This is a genomic window from Roseomonas sp. TF40, from assembly GCF_057219975.1.
Genome location: NZ_JBXVVR010000003.1, coordinates 325268 through 346212, shown reverse-complemented (window position 1 = coordinate 346212; position 20945 = coordinate 325268). Strand labels below are relative to the sequence as shown.

The window sequence follows — 20945 nt, the reverse complement described above, 5'->3', positions numbered from 1 at the left end:
ACCATGCGACCCCCCGCCTATACCCCCGGCGAGCCGATCCCGGCCTTCCACAGCCGCTCGGCCACCAATCCGCGCTTCGCCTTCGACACCACCGCGGGGCGCTGGCTGATGGTGCTGATCCCGGGCTCACTGGGCGAGCCGGGCAAGGCGGAACGGCTCGCCGCCATGGTCGGCCCGCATGCGGGGCTGCTCGACATCGACAACCGCTTCATGATCGTGATCGGCACCGACCCGGAGGATGAGGCCAAGGGCCGGCTGAAGGACGGGCATGGCCGCCGCGTGCTGTGGGACGACAGCCGCACCGCGCGCGAGGCCTTCCGCGCCGAGGAACCGGACGGCACGCTGCGCCCGGGCTGGGTGCTGCTCGACCCGTCCTTGCGCGTCTTCGGCGTCTGGCCGCTGGAGCAGGGCGCGCAGGCGATGGCCACCATGGCCGCCCTGCCGCCGCCCGCCGACCATGCCGGCGTCGAGCTGCACGCCCCCGTGCTGATCGTCCCGCGGCTCTTCGAGCCCGCCTTCTGCCGCAAGCTGATCCAGCACTACGAAAGCGTGGGCGGGGGCGTCAGCGGCTTCATGCGCGACGAGGGCGGCAAGACGGTGGGCGTGAACGACCCGAGCCACAAGCGGCGCAAGGACGTCTTCATCGAGGATGACACGCTGCAATCCGCCATCCGCGCCCGGCTGAACGCGCGGCTGGTGCCCGAGATCAAGCGCGCCTTTCAGTACAAGGTCACACGGCTCGAGCGTTATGTGGTGGCCTGCTACGACGCCGCCGATCGCGGCTTCTTCCGCGCCCATCGCGACAACACCACCAAGGCCACCGCACATCGCCGCTTCGCGGTCACCATCAACCTCAACACGGGCGAGTATGAGGGCGGCGATCTGTGCTTCCCCGAATTCGGGCCGAAGACCTATCGCGCACCGGCAGGGGGCGCGGTTGTCTTCTCCTGCTCCCTGCTGCATGAGGCGCGCCCGGTGACGCGCGGGCGGCGCTATGCCTGCCTGCCGTTCCTCTATGACGACGAAGCGGCCGCGATCCGCGAAGAAGGTGCCAAATTCCTCAGCAACAACGACGCTTTGCCGGAGCGCATGCGCCAGGCGGCGGAAGCCTGAAGCCGGTCGCAGCACCGAACCCTCTCCCCCTCTCGGGGGGAGAGGGCAGGGTGAGGGGGGAAGCGGCATGACCGAAGCTCCCCCCCGCCCGCGCCAGATGATGCGCGACGATGAACTCGACCGGCTTTGCGGCGCCGGTGCCGTCTCGGCCGCCTTCGCCGTGCGGCCCGACAGCATCCTGCGCCTGTTCTATACCTCCGCCCGCCGGCGGGAGGCCGGGCCGCATTGCCTGCTCATGGCCAAGCTCCGCCGCCCCTATCGCGAGGTGGAGACCGAGGAACTCAACCGGATCGCCGGCACCACGCATCATGGCGGGCTCTGCGCCATCGCCATCCCGCGCAGCGTGGCGAAACTCGGCGCCGGGCCCTTCCCGCCCGCCCTGCTCGGCGCGCCGGTGCTGCCGCTGCTGGATGGCATCGGCAACCCGCACAACCTTGGCGCCATCGCCCGCTCGGCCGCCTTCTTCGGCTGCAAGGGGCTGCTGCTCTCGGCCGATCCGCGCCAGGCGGGGCTGTCCGACGCCGCCTATCGCGTGGCGGAGGGGGGGCTCGAGCACCTGACGCTGCTCGACATCGGCAATCCGGCGGTCACACTTCGCGCGCTCGCGCCGCGTTTCACCACGGTGGCCGCCGTGGCCGCGGGTGGCGTCGCCCCCTCGGCTTTGCCGCGCACGAAACCCTTCGTGCTGGTGCTGGGCAATGAGGAGGTCGGGCTGCCCGGCCTGACCATCGCCGCCTGCCAGCACCGCGTGACGCTGCCCGCCGCCGGGCCGGTGGAGAGCCTGAACGTCTCGGTCGCCGCCGCGGTGCTGATCCACGCCATGGCCCAGCCCACGAGCTAGGCGATGGGCGACGGGGTGCTCGCCGATGTCGATGTGCTGGTGGTGGGCGCCGGCGCGGCCGGCATCGCCGCCGCACGAGCCCTGCAGGGGCACGGCCTGCGCCTGCTGCTGCTCGAGGCGCGCGACCGGCCGGGCGGGCGCGCCTGGACGGAGTCCGAGAGCCTCGGCAGCCCCTTCGACCACGGCGCCACCTGGCTGCACGATGCCGACCGCAACCCGCTGCGCCCGCTGGCGGAGGCCCAGGGCTTCGCGCTGATCGACTCCGATGCGGTGCGCCAGGAGATCACCTTCCAGGGCGAGCGCCGGCTGGAGGGGCCCGCGATGCGCGCCTGGGACGCCGCCTGGCGCGCCTTCGAGGCGCGCATCCACGCCCGCGCCGCGCATCCCGGCCCGGACATCCCGGCCAGCGAGGCCGCCCCTCGCCCCGGCCCCTATGAGGCCTCCATCGCCTATTGGCAGGGCGAGATCATCGCCGCCGCGCCCCTGGCCGAGATCAGCCTGCGCGACTTCGCCGCCACGCTGCTGCCCGGGCGCAACCTGCTGCCCGAGGCCGGGCTCGGCACGCTGCTCGCGCACACCGCGCAGGGCCTGCCCATCGCCCATGGCGCCGCCGTCACGCGCCTCGCCTGGGGGGGCGATGGCGTGGTGGCGGAGGGCGCCTTCGGCCGGATCCGCGCCCGCGCCGCCATCCTGACCCTGCCGACCAGCCTGATCGCGGCGGAGGCGATCCGCTTCGACCCGCCCTTGCCGGCCGAGACCCTGCAGGCGGCAGCCGACCTGCCGATGGGGGCGGGGGTGAAGGTGGCGCTGCGCGCCGCCGGGGCGGATCGGCTGGGCCTTGCCCCCTTCACCTCGATCGACCGCGTCATCGCCCCGGGCGAGACGATGGTGACGCTGCGCGCCTGGCCCTTCGGGCGGGACCACCTGATCGGCCATGTGGGGGGGCCGCACGCCGCGGAACTCGACGCCGCCGGCCCCGCCGCGCTGCACGATGCCGTGATGGCCGAGATCGTGCGCTGCTTCGGCGCGGATGCGCGGCGCGCCTTCCGCCCCGGCGCGGTGACCACCGCCTGGCTGCGCGACCCCTGGACGCGCGGCCTCTACAGCCATGCGAAGCCCGGCGCCGCCGGGGCGCGCGCCATTCTGGCGAGGCCCCTGGCCGAGGGGCGGCTCTGCTTCGCGGGCGAGGCCTGCCACCCCACCTTGGCGGGCACGGTGGGCGGCGCCTGGTTCTCGGGCGAGGCCGCTGCCGCAACGGTCCGGCGGGCGATTGCTTGATCTCGCGCCCCCAGGCGGGGTCTAGTGCTGCGGTGCAAGATTCCCCGCCCCCGGCGGCCCTCGAGTCCCGGCAGGAGGGCCAGGCCGCCATCCTCGCCCTCACCGGCCGGCTCGACACCGCCGCCGCCGCCGATCTCTGGTCGCCCTTGACCAAGGCGGCGCGGGAGGCCGGCGCGGCGGGCGTGCTCGACCTGCGCGGGCTGACCGCGCTGGACACCACGGGCGCGACCCTGCTGCTGACCGCCGCCGCGCTCGGCCCGCGGATCGAAGGGGCCAATCCCGGTGTGGCCGCGGTGCTGGATCGCGTGCGGGACGCCCTGGCCGCGCCGCGCCCGAAGCTCGAGCCCGGCCTGCCCTTCCTGGCCGCGATCGGCCGCGGCACGGTCGGGCTCTGGCACGGCTTCCTCGACGCCATGGCCTTCCTGGGCGAGTTGCTGGCGACCCTGGTGCTGACCCTGCTGCGCCCGGGCCGGCTGCGCTTCAAGGAGGTGCTGCGCTTCCTCGATGAGGCCGGCACGCGCGCCTTCCCGCTCACCATCCTGCTCGGCTCGCTGCTCGGCGTGATCCTGGCCTTCCAATCGGCGATCCCGCTGCGCCGCTTCGGCGGCGAGATCTTCGTGCCCTCCCTGGTCGGCATCTCGCTGCTGCGCGAATTGGGCCCGCTGATGGCGGGCGTGATCCTGGCCGGGCGCACCGGCAGCGCCTATGCCGCCGAGCTCGGCACCATGACGGTGAATGAGGAAGTGGCCGCGCTGCGCGTGATGGGCATGGACCCGATGGCGATCCTGGTGCTGCCGCGCGTGCTGGCGGGGCTGCTGGTGATGCCGGTGCTGGCCCTGCTGCTGACGCTTTCGGGCCTCGCTGGCATGACGCTGATCATGGGCATGCTCGGCTTCCCGCTGGTGACGGTGACGACGCAGCTCTCGGCCTGGCTGTCGCTCAAGGACCTGTTCGGCGGGCTGTTCAAGGCGGCGGTCTTCGGGCTGGCCATCGCCACCATCGGCTGCCGCGCCGGGCTGGGCGCGGGGCGCGGGCCGCGCGCGGTGGGCGATGCGGCGACCGCGGCCGTGGTGGGCGGCATCGTCGCCATCGTGGTGCTGGACGGCATGTTCGCCGTGGCCTTCGAGAGGCTGGGCCTGTGAGCCCCGAGCCCCAGCCTGCCGCGCCCGTCATCACCGCGCGGCACCTGACCGCGCGCTTCGGCACCAACACGCTGTTCCGCGATGTCTCCTTCACCGTGGATCGCGGCGAGGTCTTCGTGATCCTGGGCGGGTCGGGCTGCGGCAAATCGACGCTGCTGAAGCTGATGATCGGCCTGGTGGCGCCGGCGGAGGGCGACATCGCCATCCTCGGCACCGATGTCTGGTCGGCCGAGGGCGCGGACCGGCTGGCGCTGTTGAAGCGCATCGGCGTGATGTGGCAGCAGGGCGCGCTGTTCGGTTCCCAGACCCTGCAGGAGAATGTCGAGATGCCGCTGGCCGAGCACACGAGCCTGCCGCGCGAGGCCCGCGCCGAGGTGGCGCGCGCCAAGCTCGGCCTGGTCGGGCTGTCGGAGGCGGCGAACCGCCTGCCCTCCGAGGTCTCGGGCGGCATGCTCAAGCGCGCGGGCATCGCGCGTGCCCTGGCGCTCGACCCGCCGATCCTGTTCCTGGACGAACCCTCGGCGGGGCTCGACCCCATCACCTCGGCGGGGCTGGATGCGCTGATCAAGGACCTGGCGAAGTCGCTGGGATCCACCTTCGTGGTGGTGACGCATGAACTGGCCTCGATCCTCGAGATCGGCGACCGCTGCATCATGCTCGACAAGGCGGAGAAGGGCATGATCGCCACGGGCAGCCCGCGCGACCTGCGCGACCACGCGACACACCCCACGGTGCGCGCCTTCTTCCGGCGGGAGGCCGCGTGATGGCTGCCAGTCGGGCGCTCTATGTGCGGGTCGGCGTGCTGGTGCTGGCCGGGCTCGCACTCGGCTTCGCCTTCATCGTCTTTCTTGCCGGCCATTCGCGCAGCACGCAGCTCGTGACTTTCGAGACCTATACGCAGGAATCGGTGCAGGGCCTGGATGTGGGCGCCGCCGTGCGCTACCGCGGCGTGCGGATCGGCCGGGTGACGCAGATCGCGCTGGCCAGCGCCGAGTACCGCCGCCCGGAGGGCCGCCCCTTCACCGAGGCCTTCCAGCTCGTCGTCGTGCGCTTCGCGGTGGACCAGGCCTCGCTGGGCGAGACGCCCTCGCTGGAAGAAGCCATCCGGCTCGGCCTGCGCGCACGGATCACGAGCCAGGGCATCACCGGCGTGAACTATGTGGAGCTGGATTTCGCGCGCAACCCGCCGCCCTTCGAACGCCCCCCCTGGACGCCGCGCTTCGCCGTCGTGCCCTCGATCCCCTCCACCGTCGCGCAGGCGCGCGAGGCGGCGGAGGTGCTCATCGCGCGCATCTCCGAGATCCCGATCGAGCAGATGGCGCAGGACGTGGCCAACCTGCTCAGCAATGTGGACCGCCAGGTCGGCGAGGGTGACATCGCCATCGCACTGCGCGAGGCGGCAGCAAGCATGACACTGGTGCGCGCCGCGCTCGAACAGGGCGACATCGCCGGCTCGCTCGCCGAATTCCGCGCCGTGGCGACCGACCTGCGCGCCACGCTCTCGGGACCCGAGATGCGCGCCGCGCTGGCCAATACCTCGGCCGCCGCCGCCGAGTTGCGGCGCACCGCGCAGCGCCTGCCCGGCGCGGTGGACGGCTTCGAACGCACCATGCGCAGCGCGAGGGAAACCACCGTGGACGTCCAGGCCGAATTGCTGCCGATCCTGATGGATCTGCGCGCCACCACCGCCAGCCTGCGCGCCACGGCCGAGCAGTTGCGCGCCTCGCCCAGCCAGACGCTGTTCGGGGCACCGCCCACGCCGGACAGGCGTCGATGAGCGGGTTCGGATCGCCGCCGATGAATCGCCGCACGCTGCTGCTGGCCCCGCTGCTGCTCGGCGCCTGCTCGGTGCTGCCGGACCGGCCGCATGTGCCGGCACGGCGCTACATGCTCGACCCGCAACGCCCCACGCGGAACACGCCCGCGCCCGGCGCGCCGGTGCTGCTGGTGCGCCGGCTGCGCGCCGTGCCCGGCTTGCAGGATGTGGCACTGCGCCGCCGCCGGACCGATGGTGCCTATGAGGTCGCGGCCTTCGAGGAATGGATCGCCCCGCCGGCCGATCTGGCCGAGGCCGCGCTGCGTGCCTGGATGCAGGCCACCGGCCGCTTCGCCGCCGTGGTGGCCCCGGGCAGCCGGGCCGATGCCGACCTGGTGCTGGAGGCCCAGCTCACCGTGCTGGAGGCCGGGCCCGGCGAAGCGCGGGCGGGCATTGCCGGCGTGCTGCTGCGGGAGGTGGGGCTGGGCTCGCGCGTGCTGATCGCCTTCGAGATCACCGAAACCGCCCCCCTGCCCAGCCCGGCGACGCCGCCGCAGGAGGCCGCGGCCATGGCGGCCGCGCTCGGCGCCTGCTTCGGGCGACTGGAAGCGGTGCTCTCGCCACATCTGCGGGGCTGATCCCACGCGTCCCAGAAATTCGACGAACCACCAAGTCCCGTTAACCTTTCTCCCACCAATCGAGGCGCATTCTCGGTTTCAAGAACGAGGGCGCGCCCCGTCTCATTCCTGACCCGGCTGACACAGCCGTCGCCAGGATCCAGACCCCCGCGCCCCGTCGCCGAAATCGTGTTGTCGCTGCCCACCAGGAGGGTCGGGCACGCAACCTTGTCGACTGGAGCGCAAGGTGTCGTCTCGAACTGCACAGGCTTACGACGACCGGGAGTGGGACCGGGTCTGGGACGCCTATGACGCCCGCCAGGCACGCCGACAGCCGCCCGCACCCCGCAGCGCCGCGCCGCCGCGCCCGACTCTCACCCGCACCACCACCGTGGTCATTGCCCGCCCGCGCCGCCGGCGCGGCTGGCTGGCCCTGCTGCTCGCCGCGCCCGTCCTGGGCGGGGCGGCGCAGTGGATCGGCGCACCGCTCAGCGCCGCACGGCAAACGGGCGAGGCCATCGCGACGCGCGACGCCGCCGCCCTTGCCCCGCTGCTCGACCAGGAAGCCGTGCAGGCGACCGCCCGCGCCGCCCTGGCACAGGCCGCCGCGCGCGGCCCGTCCGGCGCCCAGGCGCAGGCCTTCCTCGCCAGCATGGCGGCCGAGATGGGCGAGGCCTGGGGCTCGCCGAAGGCGCTCGCCGAGGTCGCGCGCGCCCGCGGCGTGGCGCAGGGCGCGGCCAGCGAGGCGCTGCGCAACCTACGCCCGCAGGGGGTGACGGCGGTGGAATTCCCGCTCGGCGGCGCGGCGCCGCTGACGCTGCGGCTGGAATTGCGGGAGGCCGGGCTGGCGCCGCTCTGGCAGGTGACGGAGGTGCGCATGGAAGGGGGCGCGCCGCCGGTGGCGCCGGCGCCGATGATGCGGCTCAGCGCGCTGCGGTGATCCCCGCGCGCGCCAGGGCGATGGCAGCGCGCAGCACATCCATGTCGCCGATGTGGTTGGCCAGGAGCAGCACGAGTTTCGCGTCCAGCCGGCGGGATTCCGCCTCCGGCAGGTCGCGATGGGCCTCGACGAGAAGCGCGAAAAGCGCGTCGGGGTCGGAGAGACGGGGCGTTGTATCGAGCGTCATGGGACGCCTCCCAGAAGGCGCGCATGGCAAGCCGCGATCGCGGCGGGGTCGGGGGAGTCGAGACGGGCGGCGATGTGCTGGTCGGGGCGCAGCAGGATGGCGGCCCCGACCGGCGCCGCATAGCGCGCGCGGGCGAGGCCGCTATGGTCCCACAGCGCGCCGGGGATCGGCGCCTCGGTGACGAAGACCGCGCGCACGCCAGGGGGCAGCGCCAGCGGCCTCGGCGGGCCGAAGACGAGCAGCGTGCAGCCGGCCCCGCCAAGATGGCGCAGCAGCCAATCCGGTGCGTCCTCGCGCATCACCGGCGCGTCGGGTGCCGGCGCGCCGGGGGCGGCGTGGGGCGGCGGGTCCCCCGTGCAGGGCGTGTTGAGCGGGCTGTCGGCCAGCAGCGCGGGGCGCGAGAGGCGGCCCGAATTCACCAGCGGACGCGCAAAGGCGTGGTCGCGCGCCAGTTCCAGCACCGCATCGCGATAGGCGCGCGCGGCCGCGCTTTTGGGCGTGATGAAATCCGTGCTGCGGGTGGAGTTGAGGATGTTCTCCTCCGCCGCCGCGATGCGCTCGGCATCATAGCTGTCGAGCAGCGACTCCGGCGCGGTGTCGGCCAGCACGGCGGCGAGTTTCCAGGCGAGGTTGTCGGCATCCTGCACGCCGCCATTGCCGCCGCGCGCGCCGAAGGGGCTGACCTGGTGCGCGGAATCGCCCAGGAAGATCACGCGCCCCTGGCGGAACTTCTCGAGCCGCCGGCAGCGGAAGGTGTAGACGCTGACCCATTCCAGCGCGAAGAGCGTCTGGGGGCCGAGCATGGCGCGCACGCGCGGGATCACGCGCTCAGGCTCGCGCTCGGCCTCCGGGTCGGCATCCCAGCCGAGCTGGAAGTCGATGCGCCAGACCTCGTCCGGCTGCTTGTGCAGCAGCACCGACTGGCCGGGATGGAAGGGCGGGTCGAACCAGAACCAGCGCTCGGTCGGGAAGGCGACATCGCCCTTGATGACCACATCGGCGATCAGGAAGCGGTCGCGGAAGACCTGGCCCAGGAAGGGCAGGCCCATGCTCTCCCGCACGAAGCTGCGCGCGCCGTCGCAGGCGAGCAGCCAATCGGCGTGCAGCGTGTAGTCGCCCACCGGCGTGGTGACGGAGAGCCACGCGCCATCGGGACCAGGGGCCACCGCGGTCACCTTGTGCCGCCAGCGCAGCTCGACGCCGGCGGCGAGGCAGGCCTCCACCAGCCATTGCTCGACATAGTATTGCTGCAGGTTCACGAAGGCGGGGTATTCGTGCCCTTCCTCGGGCAGCAGGTCGAAGGCGAAGGCCTCGTGGTCCTGGTGGAAGACGCGGCCCTTGCGCCAGGTGATGCCCTTCTCGCGCAGCTTCGCCCCGAGCCCGAGCCGGCCGAAGATCTCCAGCGTGCGCTTGGCGAAGCAGATGGCGCGCGAACCGACCGAGACCGTGTCGTCATCATCGAGCACCACCACCGCGATGCCGCGCTGCGCGAGGTCGAGTGCCACGGTCAGCCCGACCAGGCCGCCGCCGACCACCACCACCGGATGCCGCAGCCCAGCGGCGGGCGGCGGTGGCGCGGCGTAGCGCGGATTGGCGTAGGTGGTGGGCATGGCGGTGCTAGCCGTTCACTTCCGCGCTCTTCATCGCCGTGCCGTGTTCCAGCGCCTTCCACATCGCCACATCGCGCTCGGCCGTCCAGATGCGCGGGTGCGACAGGCCACCGGCCTCGTCGAAGGCGCGGGTGACGTTGAAGGGCATGCAATGCTCGAAGATCACCCACTTGCCGTATTTCGGGCGCATGAAGCCCATGGCGTCGTCGTAGATCGCCTTGAGGTCCCAGCCCTTCGCCACGCCGGCCTGCACGCGGGTGAAGAGGTCGGTGGTGAAGGCGCGCGTGCCGGCGATCGCCTCGGCGCAATCGGCCTTGGTCATCAGGGCGCGGCCGCGGCCCGGCACCATCTTCTCCGCGCCCAGCGCGGCCACGACATCGAGGGTCGCCGACCAATCGGCGAAATGCGCGTCGCCGCAATAGGGGGTGGCGCCGAACTCCACCGTGTCGCCGGCGAAGAGCACCTTCTCCTTCGGCAGCCAGACCACCGTGTCGCCCGCCGTGTGGCTGCGCCCGACATGGATCACCTGCGCCTCGCGATCGCCGAGCCAGAGCGTCATGCGCTTCTCGAAGGTGTGGGTCGGCCAGGTGAGGCCCGGGATGCTCTCCCGCCCCCGGAACAGGCGGGGGAAGCGGCCGATCTCGCTGTCCATGTCCTGCTGGCCACGCTCGACGATCAGGTCGCGCGTCGCATTGCTCGCGATGATGGTCGGGTTGCCATAGCCCGAGGCGCCCAGCACGCGCACCGCATGGTAGTGGCTGAGCACCACCTGCGTGACCTTCTGCGCCGTCACCCCCGCGATGCGGCGGATCACATCCTGCGCCATGGCGGGCGTGGCCTGCGCATCCACCACCACCACGCCGTCGGGGCCAACGATCACGCCGGAATTCGGGTCGCCCTCCGCCGTATAGGCGTAGAGCCCCACGCCGAGCTCATCGAAGGAGACGGCCTTGTCGGCCAGGTCATTGGCCGAGGCGAATCCGGACATGGCTGCTTTCCCCGTTGCTGCGGGCGGCAGTTTCGCATGCCGCGCGGCCTGACCGGAAGATGAGCGCCACAAGACTAGTCACGGATGGGGAAAGACCTGTACCCTGCCGGAAGAGGAGGGCGGCCGACACGCCCCCCTGGGTGGGGACCCTGGACTACATGTCGCGTGCCAATGGTTTGACTCCCTTGCCTGGTGCCTGTGCGGCCTGTGCCGTCCGGCCCTTCGCCTTGTTCCGCGTGGTGCCGCAGGCGCGTATCGCCGAGGTGGCGCGGACCCGCACCGGGGTGCGCCTGGTGCGCGCCGCCGATGCCATCCGCGACAGCGTCTTCACCCTCTACGCCGGCTGGGCCTTCTCCTGGACCGCGACGCCCGAGGGACGACGCCAGATCCTGGATTTCCACCTGCCCGGCGACCTGATCGAACGCGCGGAAGACGGTGCGGAGGTCGAGGCGCTGACCGATGCCTCCTTCTGCGTGCTCTCGCGCGACCGGCTCTGCGAGTTCATGGGGCGCGAGCCCGGCCTCGCCATGGCCTATGCCGACAACCTCAACCGCGACCGCGCACGTCTGCGCGAGCGCCTGACCAGCCTGGGCCGGCGCGATGCGGCGGGGCGCGTGGCGCATCTGCTGCTCGAACTGCATGGCCGGCTCTCGCGCCGCGGGGGTGCGGATGCGCGTGGCGCGGCGCTGCCACTGAAGCAGGCGCATCTGGCCGATGCGCTCGGCCTGTCGGTGGAGCATGTGAACCGCGCCCTGGCCTCCTTGCGCCGCGACGGCGTGGCGAGCCTGCAGAAGGGGCGGCTCGACATCCTCGACCGCGCCGCGCTGGAAGAGGTGGCCGGCTGGTCCGCGCCCCCGGCCCCGCCCAGCATGGCGCCGCAAAGCCTGGTGGGCTGATCCGCCCGGTTGAGGAAAGCGCGCGCAACGGGATAGGCTCGCCTATCGACCCAGGGATGCCCTCCATGCGCGCGCGCCTGCTGCTGCTGCCGATCCTCGCCGCCCTGCTGGGCGCGCTGCCGCTGTCCGCCAAGGCCCAGGGCGGCGACCCGTCCTTCAACCTCGTCAACCGCTCCGGCCAGGCGATCAACGAGATCTACGTCTCCGCGACGCGCGAGCAGTTCTGGGGCCGCGACCTGCTGGGCAACGACACGCTGGCCAATGGCCGTGCCTTTCCCGTGCGCATCGCCCCCGCCGCCGGCTGCCGGCAGGATGTGCGCGTGGTCTATGCCGATGGCCGCAATGAGGAACGGCGCAACCAGGACACCTGCGCCATCGCCGAGATGGTCTTCGGCACCGCCGCCGCGCCGCAGCCCGCGCAGGGCGGCGGCAATCCGAGCTTCAACCTGGTGAATCACGGCCGCGCGCCGATCCGCGAGGTCTATGTCTCCTCCGCCCGCGACACGCATTGGGGCGAGGACCGGCTCGGGGCGGACATCCTGCCCCCCGGCCGCCACCTGGAGGTGCGCCTGCCGCAGGGCGATTGCGTGAACGATGTGCGCATCGTCTGGATGGATGGCCGCAACGAGGAAAGGCGGGCGACGGATACCTGCCGCCTCACCAACCTCGTCTTCCAGTAGGGCCCGAGCGGCGCTCGGGCCGGCTTCAGGCCGCGTTCAGCGCCTTCCACACCACTTCCGGCGTCGCCGGCATGTCGATGCTGATCACGCCCGAGGATGCCAGAGCATCGACCAGCGCGTTGATCGCGGCCGGCGGCGAGCCCACCGCGCCGGCCTCGCCCGCGCCCTTCACGCCGAGCGGGTTGGTCTCGCAGGTCACCTCGATGAGATCGACATCGATGTCGGGCAGGTCGTCGGCGCGCGGCAGGGCGTAGTCCATGAAGGAGGCCGAGAGCAGCTGCCCGCTGCCGGCATCATAGCTCGTGCGCTCGAACAGCGCCTGGCCCAGGCCCTGCGCCACGCCGCCATGCACCTGGCCGCGCACGATCAGCGGGTTCAGCGCGTGGCCCACATCATCCACCACGATGTAGCGCGGGACGGAGACGATGCCGGTCTCGGGATCCACCTCCACCTCGGCCACATGGCAGCCATTGGGGAAGGTGTGCGCCTCGATCTTCGCGGTCTCCATCGCGTCGAGCAGCGTCACGCTCTGCCCGGCGGCGGCGCGCCGGCGCTGCGCGGCGGCGAGATCGAGGATCCCCACGCCGCGATCCGTGCCGGCGACATCGAAGCGGCCCTTGGCGGAGGAGAACTCGATGTCGGCGACCGAGGTCTCCAGGTGCTCGGCCGCGGCCTGCTTGCCCTTCTCGATCACGCTGGCGGTGGTGACGAGAATCGCCTGGCCCTCGGAATAGAGGCTGCGCGCACCGCCGGTGCCGCCGCCCGCGGGCAGGGTCTCGCTGTCGCCCTGGCGAACACGGATCTTCTCCATCGGCACGCCCAGCTCATGGCTGGTCAGCATCGCATAGGCCGTCTCATGGCCCTGGCCGGTCGATTGCGTGCCGACATAGACATCGACGAAGCCATCCTCGGCGAATTCCACCTTGGCGTTCTCGGTCGGCCCGCCGCCGGTGGCCTCAAGATAGTAGGCGAGGCCGATGCCGCGCTTCTTGCCGCGCGCGGCCGCTGCCGCCTGCCGGGCGGGGAAGCCGGCCCAGTCGATCTTCTCGAGCGCGCTGTCCATCAGCTTCAGGAAATCGCCGCTGTCGTAGCGCTGGCCCATGGCGGTGACGAAGGGCATCGCGGCCTGGGGCACCATGTTGCGCCGGCGCAGCTCGATGCGGTCGATCTTCAGCTCGCGCGCCGCCGTGTCGATCAGGCGTTCGACCAGGTAATTGCTCTCCGGCCGGCCAGCGCCGCGATAGGCATCGACCGGCACGGTGTTGGTGATCACGCCGATGACGTTCGCGTGGATCGCCTCGAAGCCATAGACACTGGCCAGCACCTTGGTGCCCGCCCCGGTCGGGATGAAGGGCGCGAAGGTGGAGAGATAGGCGCCCATATTGGCGTAGTTGCGCGTGCGCAACGCCAGGAACTTGCCGTTGGCGTCGAGGGCCAGCTCGCCCTGCGTGATGTTGTCGCGGCCATGCGTGTCGGAGAGGAAGGCCTCGGTCCGCTCGCTGTTCCACTTCACGGGCCGGCCGAGCTGCCGCGCGGCGAAGGCCACCATCACATGCTCGGCATAGAGGTAGAGCTTCATGCCGAAGCCGCCGCCGACATCGGGCGTGACCACGCGCACATCCTCGGGCGGGATGTTGAAGACGTTGCCCGCGATGAGGTTCTTCAGCAGCCAGGAGCCCTGGGTGTTGGTCTGCAGCGTGAGCTTGGCGCCCTCCCAGGCCGCGACCGCGGCGCGCGCCTCCATGCTGGCCACGACGACGCGGTTGTTCACCACGGTCAGGCGCGTGACATGCGCGGCGCGGGCGAAGGCGGCGTCGGTCCTGGCACGGTCGCCGGCTTCCCAGTCGAAGCAGGTGTTGTTGGGCGCGCTTGCCCAGACCTGCGGCTGGCCGGGCAGATGCGCGGTGGCGAGGTCGGTGACCGCGGGCAGGGGCTCGTACTCCACCACCACGGCCTCGGCGCCGTCGCGCGCGGCCTGCAGCGTCTCGGCCACGATGAAGGCCACGGGGTCGCCGACATGGCGCACCACGCCCTCGGCCAAGGCGAGGCGCGGCGTCTCGCTGCGCGGCGTGCCGTCGCGGTTCTTCAGCGGGATGACGCAGGGCACCTCGCCCAGCCCCGCCGCGCGCATGTCGGCGCCGGTGATCACCGCCAGCACGCCGGGCACGGCGAGCGCGGGGCCGGTGTCCAGCTTCGCGATGCGCGCATGGGCCTGCGGGCTGCGCAGCACCACGCCCTGCGCCTGGCCCGGCATGGCGATGTCATCCGTGTAGCGGCCCTCGCCTTTCAGCAGGCGGGGATCCTCGACGCGACGAACCGACTGGCTCAACCCGAACTTCGCCATGACGCTCACTCCGAACCTGTTTCGACCATCATCTGCGCATCCCGGCCCCGACGAAAAGAGGGGGGGCCGCTATTCCGCGGCCGGCAGATGCGCCGGCGCCCCCTTGCCGCCAACCAGCGCCTTCGCCTTCTCCCGCACCGTCTGGAACACGACATAGAGCATCGGGATCATGAAGATGCCGAAGGCGGAGGCGAACAACATGCCGCCGAAGACCGGCGTGCCGACCGCGGTGCGGGAGGCCGAGGCCGCGCCCGTCGCGATCACCAGCGGCACCAGGCCGAGGATGAAGGCGACCGAGGTCATCATCACCGCGCGGAAGCGCAGCCGCGCGCCGGTCACCGCCGCGTCGCGGATGGACATGCCGGCCTCGCGCTGCTCCTTCGCGAATTCCACGATCAGGATGCCGTTCTTGGCGGCGAGTGCGATCAGCACGATCAACCCGACCTGCGCATAGACATCGAGCGCGAGGTTGCCGATGCCGATGGCGACGAAGGAGCCGAGCACGCCGACCGCGATGGAGAGCAGCACCGGCACCGGGATCATCCAGCTCTCATACAGCGCCACCAGGAAGAGGTAGGCGAAGAGGATGGCCAAAGCGAGGATGATGCCGGTCTGCCCGCTGGCCTGCTTCTCCTGGAAGGCGGTGCCGGTCCATTCGAAGCTGTAGCCCTGCGGCAGCACGCGCGCGGAGAGTTCCTCCATCGCCAGCAGCGCCGCACCGGAAGAGACACCCGGCGCGGGCGCGCCCTGGATCGCCACCGAGCGGACATTGTTGAAGCGGTTGATGGTCTGCGGGCCCAGCACGATCCGCACATCGGCCACCGAGCGCAGCGGCACCATCTCGTTCTTGTTGTTGCGCACATGGATGCGCCACAGGTCGGGGATGTCGTCGCGATCCGTGCCCTCGGCCTGGATGTTCACCTGCCAGGAACGGCCGAAGGCGTTGAAGTCATTCACGTAGAAGCCGCCCAGCGTGGCCTGCAGCGCGGTGAAGATGTCGCTGATCCGCACGCCCAGCGCCTGCGCCTTCTCCCGGTCCACATCGAGGAAGAGCGAGGGCGTATTGGCCGCGAAGGTCGAGAAGACGCGCGTCAGCCGCGGATCCTGGTTGGCCGCGACGATCAGGCCGAGCATGGCCGAGGCCATCTCCTCCGGCGGCCGGCCCTCGAGGTTCTGCAGCTGGTACTGGAAGCCCGCCCCCGTGCCGAGGCCGGCGATGGGCGGGATGTTGAAGGAGAAGGTATTGGCCGTGAGCACCTGCTGCGTCGCGCCGAAGACCCGGCCGATCGCGGCGAAGACGCTCTGCTGCGCCTCGGTCCGGTCGGCGAAGGGCTTCATGCGGACCACGAGGAAGGCCGCGTTGGATTGCGCGCCGCCATCGACCAGCGAGAAGCCGACGATGGAAAGCACGCGCTCCACCCCCGGCACCGGGGCGATGATCGCCTCCACCTGCTCCACCGCCGCGCGGGTGCGCGACAGGCTCGCCCCTTGCGGCAGCTGCATCTGCACGAAGAAGGCGCCCTGATCCTCTTCCGGCAGGAAGCCCTGCGGCGTGCGCTCGGACAGCGCGTAGATGCCGCCCGCGAACAGCGCGGTCAGCAGGATGGACAGGCTCGAGACCCGCACCAGCCGGGCCACGATGTCGCCATAGCGGTCGCGCACCCAGTCGATGCCGCGCATCACCGCGGCCAGCACGCCCTTGCGCGGGCCGTGATGCGGGCGCAGCAGCACGCCGCACAGCGCGGGCGAGAGGGTCAGCGCATTGATCGCCGAGATGATCATGGCGACCGAGACGGTGACCGCGAACTGCGCGAACAGCATGCCCGACAGGCCCGGGATGAAGCCCACCGGCACGAAGACCGAGAGCAGCACCAGCGTGATCGCGATGATCGGCCCGGTGATCTGCGACATCGCCTTCTTGGTCGCCTCGGCGGGGGTGAGGTGCGGTTCCTCCTCCATCACGCGCTCGACATTCTCGACCACCACGATGGCGTCATCGACGACGATGCCGATCGCCAGCACCATCGCCAGCAGCGAGACGGTGTTGGCCGAGAAGCCCAGCACCAGCAGCACCGCGAAGGTGCCGATCAGGCTGACCGGCACGGCGATGACCGGGATGATGGTGGCGCGCACGCTGCCCAGGAAGAGCAGCACCACGATCACCACCAGCACGAAGGCCTCGAGCAGCGTCTTGATGACCTCGTGCATCGTCTCGAGCACGAAGGTGGAGGTGTCGTAGAACACCTCGGTGCGCATGCCCTCGGGGAAGCGCCGCGCCAGGTCCTCCAGCGTCGCGGTCAGGTTGGCGGCGGCGGTGACGGCATTGGCCCCGGGTGCCAGGTAGGTCGCGACCGTGATGGCGGGCTTGCCGTTCAGCCGGCTCTCCTGGTCCATGCGCGCCGCGCCGAGTTCGATCCGCGCCACGTCGCGCACGCGCAGCAGCGAGCCATCCACATTGGCGCGGATGACGATGGCGCCGAACTGCTCGGGCGTGACCAGCCGCCCCTGGGTCTGCAGGTTGATCTGGAATTGCTGGTCGTCGGAGATCGGCCGCGCGCCGATGCGCCCCACCGCCGCCTGCACGTTCTGCGACTGGATCGCCGCGATGATGTCGGAGGGCGTGAGGTTGAGGCTGATCAGGCGATCGACCTCGAACCAGATGCGCATGGAGTAGTCCATCGCGCCGAAGATCGAGACCGAGCCGATGCCGGGCACGCGCGCCAGGCGGTCCAGCATGTTGATGGTGATGTAGTTGGACAGGAACAGCCCGTCATGCTGCGGGTTCTCGGAGGTCACCGTGATGAACTGCAGGATCGCCGAGGATTGCTTGCGCACTGTGACACCGTTGCGCTGCACTTCCTGCGGCAATCGGGCGAGCGCCGATTGCACGCGGTTGTTCACGTTGACGGTCGCGATGTCCGCATTGGTGCCCAGCGCGAAGGAGACGGAGAGCGCGTAGGTGCCGTCATTGGCGCTGTTCGAGGACATGTAGATCATGCCCTCCACGCCGTTCACCGCGCTTTCGATCACCTGCGCCACGGTGGATTCCACCACCGCCGCCGAGGCGCCCGGATAGACGGCGGAAACGCTGACCTGCGGCGGCACGATGTCGGGGAATTGCGCCACCGGGATGCGCAGCAGCGCCAGCGCGCCGGCCAGCGTCAGCACGATCGAGATGACGATGGCAAGCCTGGGGCGATCGACGAAGACGGCGGAGATCATGGTCCCTCAGCCCCGCCCGCCGCCGGCCGGCGCCCCACCCGGGGGCGGGGCGCGCAGCGGCGCGTTGGCGGGCCCGGGCGTGACCGGCTGGCCGGGGCGCACGCGCTGCACGCCCTCGACCACCACGCGCTCCCCGCCATCGAGGCCGCGCTCGATCACCACCTGATCGGCCAGGGAGCGCCCGAGCGTGACGGGGCGGCGCTGGGCGCGGTTCTGATCGTCCAGCGCGAAGACGAAATTCCCCTGCTGGTCCTGCAGCACGGCCGAGCGCGGGATGACCACCGCCTGCACCGGCTCCGCGCCCTCGACCAGCACGGCGACGAACATGCCATCGATCAGCGCGCGGTCGCCGCTCTGCCCGCCGGGCAACGGCGGGTTGGGGATGGAGGCGCGGACCAGGATGGTGTCCGTCGCGCGGTCCACCTGCGGGTCGATGAAGTCGATCTGCCCGGCCTGGCCGTAGATCGTGTCGCCGCCGCCCAGGCGGATGCGCACGCGCACCGCATTCGGCCCGCCCCGCGTCGCGTAGCGTTCGCGCAGCTCGGCGCCGAGGCGCAGGCTGACGGGGAAGGAGACGCGCATCGGATCCTGGCTGACGATGGTGGCCAGGGCGGCGCTGGAGGGGCCGACCACCGCGCCCACCGAGAAGGCAGCCGCGCCGACCTTGCCGGCGAAGGGGGCGGCGATCTCCGTATAACCCAGGTTGATCTGCGCCACGCGCAGCTGCGCCTGGGCCGCCAGGACGCTGGCCTGGGCGCTGCGCTGGTTGGCCGTCGCGTCATCCACGCGCACCTGCGTGCCGGCCTGGGTGCGCACCAGCTCGCGGGCGCGGGCGAGGCTGATATTGGCGTTGGCGAGCTCGGCCTCGGCGGCGGCGACCTGCGCCTGGGCGCGCGCCACCTCGGCTTCGAAGGGCGGACGCTCCAGGCGGAACAGCACGGCCCCGGCCGGCACCTCCTGCCCCTCCCGGAACAGGCGCTCCTCGAGGAAGCCGGTGACGCGGGCGCGCAGCTCCACGCGGTCCGGCGCCTCGATCCGGCCGACGAAATCGGTGGTTTCGGTCACGGGTCGCTTCGCCGCGGTGATGATGCCCACGGCGGGCGGGCCGGCCGGGCCGGGCTGGGCCAAGGCGGGGCCGGACAGCAGGAGAAGGCCGACCAGCAGGAGTCGGGGCAGGGGAGAGCTCATGCGGGGCATCCAATGATTGCAGGCACTCAACCGCGCCGCGGCGGCGCAGGTCAAGGCGAGGCTGTGTGACCGCCCCTGGCGGCGGGCGCGTGGCGCGCCTCGAAGGCGGCGATGGCCTCGGCCAGGGTGAGGGTCAGGCCGATCTCGTCCAGTCCGCGCAACAAACAGTCGCGCGCGAAGGCTGGCACGGTGAAGGCATGGGTGCCGCCATCGGGTGCGGTCAATCGCTGCGTGGTGAGGTCCACGGTGATCCGCGCGCCAGGGGCGGCCAGCAGGGCGGTGCGCAGCGCGGTGCAGACGGCCTCGGGCAGGGCGACGGGCAGCAGGCCGTTCTTCAGCGCGTTGGAGTGGAAGATGTCGCCGAAGCTTTCCGCGACCACGCAGCGATAGCCCATGGCGAGCAGCGCATAGACCGCCGCCTCGCGCGAGGAGCCGACGCCGAAATTGCGCGCGGCGACAAGGATGCCGGCCGCATCGAAGGGCGGCTGGTTGAGGATGAAGTCATCGCGCCGCTTGCCCTCGGCATCGAAGCGCTGGTCGTGGAAGCCATAGGTCGGGTAGCGTTCGTCGCGCGGGCGGCGGAGGTAGCGCGCGGGCAGGATCTGGTCGGTATCGACATTGTTCATGTCGAGCGGCGCGGCGATCGCGGTGAGCGTCGTGAAGGGTTCCATCAGATTCCTCGCGTAAGGAGCGTGACCGGCGACGCCTGCGGGTGCTCGGCCCCTGCGGGGCCTGCGCCCTGCGGCTGCCGGATCACGCCGCACTCACCAGGCGGCCGGCCAGGGCCGAGGCGGCCGCGGAAGCGGGCGAGACCAGATGCGTGCGCGCCCCCCTGCCCTGCCGGCCCGCGAAGTTGCGGTTGGAGGTAGAGGCGCAGCGCGCGCCTTCCGCCACGGTCTCGCCATTCATGGCCACGCAGAGGGAGCAGGCGCTTTCCTCCCACCGCGCCCCGGCCTCGATGAAGATGCGGTCCAGCCCCTCGGCCTCGGCCGCGCGCTTCACCGGGGTGGAGCCGGGCGAGACCAGCATCGGCACGGCGATTCGCCTGCCGCGCAGCACATCGGCCGCCGCACGCAGATCCTCGAGCCGCGAATTGGTGCAGGAGCCGAGGAAGACGCGATCCAGCCGCACATCGGCCAGCGCCTCGCCGCCCTTGAGACCCATGTAGTCCAGGCTGCGCGCCCAGGCCTTGCGGCGGGCCTCGTCGGGCGCTTCCTCCGGGCGGGGGACGCGGCCCGAGAGGGGGGCGGCCTCCTCCGGGCTGGTGCCCCAGGTGGCCATGGGCGGGATGGCGGCGGCGTCGAGCGTCACCTCGGTGTCGAAGCGGGCTTCGGCATCGCTGTGCAGATCGGCGATGTCCACCGGCGCGGCGAAGGGCCGGCCCGCGAGCCAGGCGAGCGTCGTGGCGTCGGGCGCGACCATGCCGGTCCGCGCGCCCGCCTCGATCGCCATGTTGCACAGGGTCAGGCGGGCCTCGACCGAAAGCGCGCGCACCGCGCTGCCGGCGAATTCGATGGCCGCACCCAGCCCGCCGCCCGTGCCGATGCGCGCGATGAGCGCGAGCGCCATGTCCTTGCTGGTGGAGGCCCTGGGCAGCGTGCCCTCGAAGCGCACGCGCATCTGCTTCGGGCGCATCTGCCAGATGGTCTGGGTCGCGAGCACATGCGCGACCTCGCTCGCGCCGATGCCGAAGGCGAGCGCGCCGAGCGCGCCATGGGTGGAGGTGTGGCTGTCGCCGCAGACCACCGTCATGCCCGGCAGCGTCAGCCCCTGCTCGGGGGCGGCGACATGCACGATGCCCTGCTCGGGATCAGCGAGTTCGAAGGCGCGAATCCGGTTGGCGCGCGCATTGCCCTCGAAGGTCTCGATGATGCCGCGGATCTCGGGATCGGCGATGGTCGCGGTCGCGCGCGCGGTGGTGGGCGCGTAATGGTCGCCGAAGCCGAAGGTCAGGTCGGGCCGGCGCACGGGCAGGCCGCGGGCCTTGAGCATGTTGAAGGCGTGAAAACTGCCCTCGTGGAAATAGTGCCGGTCGATGTAGAGCAGGCAGAGCCCATCCTCGCGCGCCTGCACGATGTGGGCATCCCAGATCTTCTGGAAAAGCGTTCGTCCCATGGGTCCGGACCTTGCGTCCTTCGCGGCC

At 71.6% G+C, this 20945-nt stretch carries 18 protein-coding genes; 10 read left to right on the top strand and 8 right to left on the bottom strand.

The genetic code is table 11. From position 1 onward, the window contains the following. Positions 1-3: 3 nt before the first annotated feature. From AC2D9U_RS11545 to AC2D9U_RS11510, 8 genes are all read left to right on the top strand, one after another. Entirely contained in the window at positions 4-1113 is a 1110-nt protein-coding gene (locus AC2D9U_RS11545) for a 2OG-Fe(II) oxygenase (RefSeq protein ID WP_484749041.1), read from the top strand. A gap of 67 nt (positions 1114-1180) precedes the next feature. Then, complete coding sequence (locus AC2D9U_RS11540) at positions 1181-1954, top strand: TrmH family RNA methyltransferase (protein WP_484749036.1); 774 nt, start codon at positions 1181-1183, stop codon at positions 1952-1954. Between the two features lie 3 nt (positions 1955-1957). Further along, the gene (locus AC2D9U_RS11535; protein WP_484749033.1) at positions 1958-3232 is read left to right on the top strand and encodes a flavin monoamine oxidase family protein; all 1275 of its coding nucleotides are present in this window, start codon (positions 1958-1960) and stop codon (positions 3230-3232) included. Positions 3233-3264: 32 nt separating this feature from the next. Beyond that, positions 3265-4374 carry an ABC transporter permease gene (locus AC2D9U_RS11530; RefSeq protein ID WP_484749031.1) on the top strand — a complete coding sequence of 370 codons (1110 nt, stop codon included), beginning with the start codon at positions 3265-3267 and terminating at the stop codon, positions 4372-4374. Then, positions 4371-5138: an ABC transporter ATP-binding protein gene (locus AC2D9U_RS11525; protein WP_484749029.1), complete on the top strand. Its 768-nt coding sequence runs from the start codon at positions 4371-4373 to the stop codon at positions 5136-5138. Before AC2D9U_RS11530 ends, AC2D9U_RS11525 begins: the two co-directional genes overlap by 4 nt. After that, a complete protein-coding gene (locus AC2D9U_RS11520; RefSeq protein WP_484749027.1) occupies positions 5138-6151 on the top strand; it encodes an MlaD family protein in 1014 nt (337 codons plus the stop codon). The genes AC2D9U_RS11525 and AC2D9U_RS11520 overlap by 1 nt, the downstream gene beginning before the upstream one ends. A 20-nt stretch (positions 6152-6171) precedes the next feature. Continuing rightward, the gene (locus AC2D9U_RS11515; protein ID WP_484749026.1) at positions 6172-6768 is read left to right on the top strand and encodes an ABC-type transport auxiliary lipoprotein family protein; all 597 of its coding nucleotides are present in this window, start codon (positions 6172-6174) and stop codon (positions 6766-6768) included. 226 nt (positions 6769-6994) lie between these two features. Beyond that, a complete protein-coding gene (locus AC2D9U_RS11510; protein ID WP_484749024.1) occupies positions 6995-7687 on the top strand; it encodes a DUF2939 domain-containing protein in 693 nt (230 codons plus the stop codon). Here the strand turns inward: AC2D9U_RS11510 and AC2D9U_RS11505 are convergent. The 3 genes from AC2D9U_RS11505 to AC2D9U_RS11495 are packed head-to-tail and all read right to left on the bottom strand — an operon-like array spanning position 7671 to position 10472. Further along, positions 7671-7874 (bottom strand): DUF2783 domain-containing protein, encoded by a 204-nt coding sequence (locus AC2D9U_RS11505; RefSeq protein WP_484749022.1) that lies wholly within the window; start codon positions 7872-7874, stop codon positions 7671-7673. The genes AC2D9U_RS11510 and AC2D9U_RS11505 overlap by 17 nt on opposite strands. Further along, positions 7871-9484: an FAD-dependent oxidoreductase gene (locus tag AC2D9U_RS11500; protein ID WP_484749020.1), complete on the bottom strand. Its 1614-nt coding sequence runs from the start codon at positions 9482-9484 to the stop codon at positions 7871-7873. Before AC2D9U_RS11500 ends, AC2D9U_RS11505 begins: the two co-directional genes overlap by 4 nt. Positions 9485-9491: 7 nt before the next feature. Next, a complete protein-coding gene (locus tag AC2D9U_RS11495) occupies positions 9492-10472 on the bottom strand; it encodes an MBL fold metallo-hydrolase (RefSeq protein WP_484749018.1) in 981 nt (326 codons plus the stop codon). A gap of 239 nt (positions 10473-10711) precedes the next feature. Between AC2D9U_RS11495 and AC2D9U_RS11490 the strand changes: the two genes are divergently transcribed. Both AC2D9U_RS11490 and AC2D9U_RS11485 read left to right on the top strand, forming a co-directional pair. After that, positions 10712-11368 carry a Crp/Fnr family transcriptional regulator gene (locus tag AC2D9U_RS11490; protein WP_484749016.1) on the top strand — a complete coding sequence of 219 codons (657 nt, stop codon included), beginning with the start codon at positions 10712-10714 and terminating at the stop codon, positions 11366-11368. 65 nt (positions 11369-11433) lie between these two features. Next, complete coding sequence (locus AC2D9U_RS11485; protein WP_484749014.1) at positions 11434-12048, top strand: hypothetical protein; 615 nt, start codon at positions 11434-11436, stop codon at positions 12046-12048. Between the two features lie 25 nt (positions 12049-12073). On the opposite strand, the gene AC2D9U_RS11480 is transcribed toward AC2D9U_RS11485, so the two are convergent. From AC2D9U_RS11480 to leuC, 5 genes are all read right to left on the bottom strand, one after another. Then, positions 12074-14392 carry a xanthine dehydrogenase family protein molybdopterin-binding subunit gene (locus tag AC2D9U_RS11480; RefSeq protein WP_484749011.1) on the bottom strand — a complete coding sequence of 773 codons (2319 nt, stop codon included), beginning with the start codon at positions 14390-14392 and terminating at the stop codon, positions 12074-12076. Between the two features lie 69 nt (positions 14393-14461). Then, on the bottom strand, positions 14462-17614 hold the full coding sequence (locus AC2D9U_RS11475) for an efflux RND transporter permease subunit (protein WP_484749009.1): 3153 nt from the start codon (positions 17612-17614) through the stop codon (positions 14462-14464). Positions 17615-17620: 6 nt separating this feature from the next. Beyond that, entirely contained in the window at positions 17621-18802 is a 1182-nt protein-coding gene (locus AC2D9U_RS11470) for an efflux RND transporter periplasmic adaptor subunit (RefSeq protein WP_484749007.1), read from the bottom strand. Positions 18803-18852: 50 nt separating this feature from the next. Continuing rightward, positions 18853-19473, bottom strand: a complete 621-nt coding sequence (gene leuD / locus AC2D9U_RS11465) for a 3-isopropylmalate dehydratase small subunit (protein WP_484749005.1) — start codon at positions 19471-19473, stop codon at positions 18853-18855. A gap of 82 nt (positions 19474-19555) precedes the next feature. Next, positions 19556-20917, bottom strand: coding sequence for a 3-isopropylmalate dehydratase large subunit (gene leuC / locus AC2D9U_RS11460; protein ID WP_484749002.1), 1362 nt, complete (start codon positions 20915-20917; stop codon positions 19556-19558). Positions 20918-20945 lie beyond the last annotated feature (28 nt).